Here is a 5769-nt window from a genome sequence, read left to right as displayed (position 1 = left end):
ATTGAATGTCCGAATTGCCATCAAACCTTGGACAGAATCAATCAGACAGAGTATAATCTAGTCAGAGATTTGTCAATATTAGGCAATCGAGTATATTTAGAAGTACCACGCCGCCCCCCCAACCACTAGGGTTGATTCATTTAAATTAAGTACAGCTGATTTTGATTCAATAAATTTGACTGAAGATTCTCAAGTTTATCTTTTTCTAATCAAAAGAGTTAGTCACAATAACTAATCTTTAATCCTCTGCCAATATTTATTATGAATAGATTGATAAAGCTTGTTAAAAAGGTTCGTCGTTACTTGGTATGGTTCGAGCGGGTGGCATAAATCGACTAAATCTTTATCTGGCAAGAGATTTAATTAATTAGTTCGCTCTAGATCAAAAACAATTGATAAAAATCGCAGCAATGTCTGTCTATATAAGGGTTTCATTCCTTATAACCCCCGTCCATTGCATAAGACAAACCGAAGAACCGTATCTTTTTACTCAAGTGTTTTATCGTCTTCTCCATTCTTTCAGGATAAACCATCAAGTCAGGTTTCGGCTTGGCTTTCTGGGTGGGAATTGCGAGTCTGCAATAGTCACGATTTTATTTGTCTCTTAATGATGAGATTAACATAACAATAATTCCTCTAATGCGCTTTACGAGAAATCTAAATCGCTGACGATAAACTGGAATAACTGAGTTTTTAGTTTTGCGATAGCGGATGGCAAGTTTTCTGGCAAGCTGAAAAATATTAGATTCATAAATATCAATATCCCAACGATAAATAATTTGTTTCAAGGTTCTTAAGTCGCCCATCTTTTCTAATGCTTCTGCTACGAATTCTAAAACATAATCATCTGCCTCTGTCAGTGCTTCAGTTAAAGCTGTTACTGCTTCTGGGTTGCCTATCTCACCTAACGCTTCTGCCGCCAAACTTCTGACATACTTATTTGAATCTTTCAGTGCCACAATTAAAGCTGACACTACTTCTGAGTTACCAATATCAATTAAAGCTGTTTTTGCATACCATCTGGCATCATGCTCTGAATACTTTATTACATCGATTAAAGCTGATATTGTTTCTGAATTGCCTATTTGGCTTAAAGCGAGTTGAGCAATGTATTGAACCTGATCATCTTCATCATTTAATGTCTCAATTAAAGCTTGTATTGCTTCCGAGTTGCCGATATTTCCTAAAGTTTGTGCTGCTAACGCTCTGACATTCTTATCGGAGTTATTCAGTGCTTCAATTAAAACTGGTATCAATATATAATTGTCTATCCTACTTAAATGAATTACCATCCAAATCGTGGGCAATCTAAAAATCTCTTCTGAATCATTTAACCCCTCAATTAAAGTTGGTATCACTTCTAAATTGCCTATTTTGCTTAGAGCATCTGCTGACATAAATCTGACATATTTATTTACATCATTCAAAGCTTCAATTAAGGCTGGTATCGCTTTTGGATGACTGATATTTGCTAAAGCCATTACTGCTCTGCCTCTGACATCATAATCCGAATCATTTAGCATCATAATTAAAGCTGGCACTACTTCTGGATTGTCGCTCTCACCTAAACCACTTACAGCCATGCGTCTAAGATACTTGTCTGAATGATTAAGTGCTTTGATTAAAATTGGTAAAGCTTCTGGATTACCTTTTCCTTTTAAATAAACTGTTAATAATATTGCCGAATAGCATCTGAGAAGATTATTGGAATCCTCTAGTGCCATACTTAAACCTGACATCGTTTCTGGGTTGCCAATTTTGTCTAATGTTTCGCCCAAAGATTCCATGGCATTACTTCTGACAGTTTCATCTGAATTGGTTAATGCTGTCATTAAAGCTAATACTTCTTCTGGATTAAGAAGCAAGCTTAAAGCGGTTTCTACACAGTCTCTACCAGTCTTATCTGAATCATTAAGCGACGCAACAATAAAAGCTTGTCTAGATTCTGGAATAACCACCAATCCCGAAGGAAATTTTGCGAAAATCATCGTTGCATAGCTTCTAACTTCCTGATAAGGATTATTTAGTGCCTCGATTAAAATAGGCATCGCTGCTGTGCTGCCAATGTTGTTAATTTCTCCTAACGCTTCTACCGCATATTTCCTAACATTTTCATCTAAATGATTAAGTGCTGTCATTAAACCTAAGTAGGCTTCCTCAGTGCCAATATTTAATAAAGCTTCCGCCGCTTTACCTGCGACTTTCTGATAAGGATTCTTAAGTGCTAGTGCCTCAATTAAACCTGACACCGCTTGTGGAGTTCCAATTTTACTTAATGCTTCTACTGCCTTATTTCTGACAAGTTCATCTGCTGCATAATATATATCATTTATTTCTGAATCATTCAGCACCGCAATTAAAGCAGACACGGCTTCTGGGTTGCCAATATTACCTAAAGCTTGTACCGCAGAGTATCTAATATAAACATGAAAAGCTGAATGATTCACTGCTTCTATTAACACTGGTACTGCATCTGGGTTAGTAATCTTACCTAAAGCTACTGCTGCATAACTTCTGAAATCCCCATCTGAATTTTTAATTGTCTCGATTAAAGCTGATACTACTGCTGAATTGTTAATTTTACTTAACGCTTCTACTGCATTCCCTCTAGTTTTCACATCATTGAGTGCTGTAATCAAAGCTTGTATTGTTTCCGAATTACCAACACCAATTTCACCTAAAGCTTTTACCCCCCAAAATCTAACACTTTTTTCAGAATCAGATAGTGTTGAAATTAAAGAGGGTAAAGCTAAAGCTTGCTTTCTGTTCATTTTTCCTAAAATTATTGCAGCATTATCTCTAAACCAATCTGAATAATTTAACGCCCGAATAATAGTTGGTAATGCTTCAGAATTGCCAATTTCTCCTAATGCTTTTAATGCCCAACCTCTGAATAGTTTTTCTTTATGCAAATCTAATTCAAAATCTGGTATAGGTTTACGTTCTCTCTTTATTTCTTTTATATCGTCTTCTGCATAACCTTTAATTCTCTTTTCCGAATCATCTAATGCCGCACTTAAAGCAGGTATTGATTCAGGATTGCCGATTTCACCTAACAATCCTGCTGCACTAAATTTACTATCTCTGACATACCAAGGTAAATCCTTAAGTGCGTTTTCTAATCGTCTTCTCATCACGGGAAAAGTCTTCCCTAATGTCACCATTGTCTTGTTGATATACTCTAAACTAAAATCACGCTGCCACACATTATAAAGCTTATCGACTATCTGATTAATCAGAGAATCTTGAATATTTTTACTTTCCGCCAGACAGTTACTAGCCAGTATTAATAAAGTTGCAAAAATATCATCTTTTTCCTGTAAAATTGCTTCTAATAAAAGACTGGCATCAGACATCATCCCCGCTAACAAAATAATCGTCTCATGCCAATCATGATCCCAGAAATGCGCCTTGACTAACGCAATTCCATCCTCTTGATTTTTCTTTATTCGTTGATGAAGATAACAAGCAGTAAAATACTCCTGGAAAGTGCGATGTAAAAATAGACATTGATCTCCTTTTTCATGAAACTTCTGAATAATCCCATCTTCCTCGCATAACTCTATCATTAATTCATCACTATTTGATTGCTGGAAAATTGTTGATACTTCTTCATGGCGTAAATATCTTTCTAAAACATTAAAAAAGTCTTCTTCTTGGAAAATAAAAATTTCTTCTTCTCGACAAGATAACTCATAAGCCACAATCTCTAATAATCTGATCTTCGCTATCCGCTTTCCGCCTGATACTGATACCAGCTTTCTATTTTCTACCCAATCACGCAGCATATAATCAACTGCTTGTTTATATACTTCATTACGTTTTGCTGGTAAAATTAAATCCTGAGTTTGATAGAGACTACAAATTAAAGAAAGTAATAAAGGATTTTGTGCTAAACCCTGAATTTGCGGTTTATTTTTCAACTCCTCAATTAAACCTGCTGCTGATACCAAATCATTCTCTAAATAACCTTCCGCATTAACAAACCAGGTTTTGATATATTCGGCTGTCTTTTGATCAGTAAAGGGAACAATTTCTACCTCTTTGACTTCCTTTGAAAATTTGCCACTATAACCCACAATGCGAGAAGTTAGATAAATTTTACAAGGAGAATTATCTAAAAAATTCTCAAGTTTTGTATTGAGTTTATGTAGTTGTATAGAAGAAACTTCATCTAAAGCATCTAAAAATAAGACACATTTTCCCTGTTCTAGCTTTTGTTTGACAATAGACTCAATCTGAAAATTTTTATCAATTAACTGAGGTATTATGTTAATAATATCATCATTTTTTTCTGCTAATTTATTTGCTAACTCAGATAGCCGAAAATACAAAGGAAGAATCACATCCTTAACCTTAACCTTCTCCCGATTGTTTAAGAAGGGTTGAGGAGTATTAACACCTAACTTCCCTAATTCTTCCCTAGCAATTTTTAATGCTTCCATCCTTAAAAGAGTTGATTTACCCATTCCAGGATCAGCAAGAATCATCATTTTATTGTGTTTATCTTTGGCTTCTTCCCAATCAACTTGTACTTTTTTTTTTTCTTCCCGTTGCTGTTCCTCAGTAAACCCTTTTAAGGCATAGATTTTCTTTAATGTTCCCTCATCACCTGTATAAGCTTGCCATGTTTCAATCTCATGGTTATAGCGTCTTTCTAAAGTAACTTCAATAGGAATATATTGCTTTAATAACGAGATTTTTTGACGAGTATGAAAGAATTGAAGATATTGAAATTCATCTTGAATTTTTTCTAAAAATCGACAAACAGCATTTTTGGTAGGTTCTAACCCCAGTTTATCTAAAATATCTAAAATATTATCCCACCGAATCACATAACTTTCATCAGTTTTACTCGATTGAATAACCCCTAAAACTCCTCCTAATTCTTCCGAAAAAACAGCACCTCCGCTTGTAAGCTAAACGGCTTTTACTTCGGATCACCGATATAGACTCCAAAAGGGTTATAGCTGTTGGATCATGCAGGTTAAGCGCCGTTTAGCTTACCCCTATCAACCTTAGCATTAATTCTGTGAGTCAGAAAATTAGAAGATTTATCAGGTAATTTATTCCAAGGATTCTTATATTCAATCTTATTATTAGGATAAGTCGAAAGCAGATTTAAAGGCGCACTGACAGTAATTTTATCGGCATTCACATCAAATCCTTCTGGAAAATTCTTCTCTTTTTCTCTAGGAAATCCATAAACTGTGACGCAATTTAACCCAGCTTGAAAATTAACAATCTTCACAGGTTTAGCATTCTCAATCTTAATCTTAAGAATAGCAATATCAACTTCTGGATTAGAATATTCTTGACACCATTGAGATGCGTATTCTTTCCCTTGATAATTTACTCTTAAAGAGGGTAAAAGATAGATAACGTGATGACAGGTAATGAGATAACCATCTTCTCGAATAATAAACCCAGAACCCAGCGTATCCCCTTTTTCATTGAGGATTTTAACCATTGATTCTTGTAGATAGTCGAGATTGGATTTAATCATTATTCTTCAGTTAAATTAAAATCAATGCGTTGATAAATATCCAGCAATGACATTTGAAAATCCACAGAATGAAACCTTAAAGCATCTTTGTCTGATTCAGAGGCTTTAAACAACCACTCCCCATTATTTTGTTGATAAAATTGTTCAACATAATAACGGTATTGATCAATCAAAATATATTCTTTAAACTCAGGAATTGAGCGATAAAACTTAAACTTATCAGTACGGTCATAATCTCTAGTTGATTTCGATAAAACCTCGAC

Annotated in this window: 3 protein-coding genes and 1 pseudogene; 1 reads left to right on the top strand and 3 read right to left on the bottom strand. The window is 34.8% G+C overall.

Annotation, left to right across the window (positions count from 1 at the left end; all coding sequences use genetic code 11):
• Nucleotides 1-114, top strand: a pseudogene (locus EWV66_RS00685) (transposase family protein); the annotation flags it as partial.
• A gap of 479 nt (nucleotides 115-593) precedes the next feature.
• Here EWV66_RS00685 and EWV66_RS00680 read toward each other — a convergent pair.
• The 3 genes from EWV66_RS00680 to EWV66_RS00670 form a co-directional block, all read right to left on the bottom strand.
• Nucleotides 594-4835: a HEAT repeat domain-containing protein gene (locus EWV66_RS00680; RefSeq protein WP_287109278.1), complete on the bottom strand. Its 4242-nt coding sequence runs from the start codon at nucleotides 4833-4835 to the stop codon at nucleotides 594-596.
• A 152-nt stretch (nucleotides 4836-4987) separates the two neighbouring features.
• Nucleotides 4988-5506, bottom strand: a complete 519-nt coding sequence (locus EWV66_RS00675) for a S1 family peptidase (RefSeq protein WP_287115878.1) — start codon at nucleotides 5504-5506, stop codon at nucleotides 4988-4990.
• On the bottom strand, nucleotides 5506-5769 hold a 264-nt coding region (locus EWV66_RS00670), incomplete at its 5' end, for a Uma2 family endonuclease (protein WP_287109276.1). The genes EWV66_RS00670 and EWV66_RS00675, both read right to left, overlap by 1 nt.

Origin of the sequence: Microcystis sp. M_OC_Ca_00000000_C217Col (assembly GCF_007095585.1) — a bacterium.
Classification (GTDB): Bacteria; Cyanobacteriota; Cyanobacteriia; order Cyanobacteriales; family Microcystaceae; genus Microcystis; species Microcystis panniformis.
This window is presented reverse-complemented; position numbering and strand designations above follow the sequence as displayed.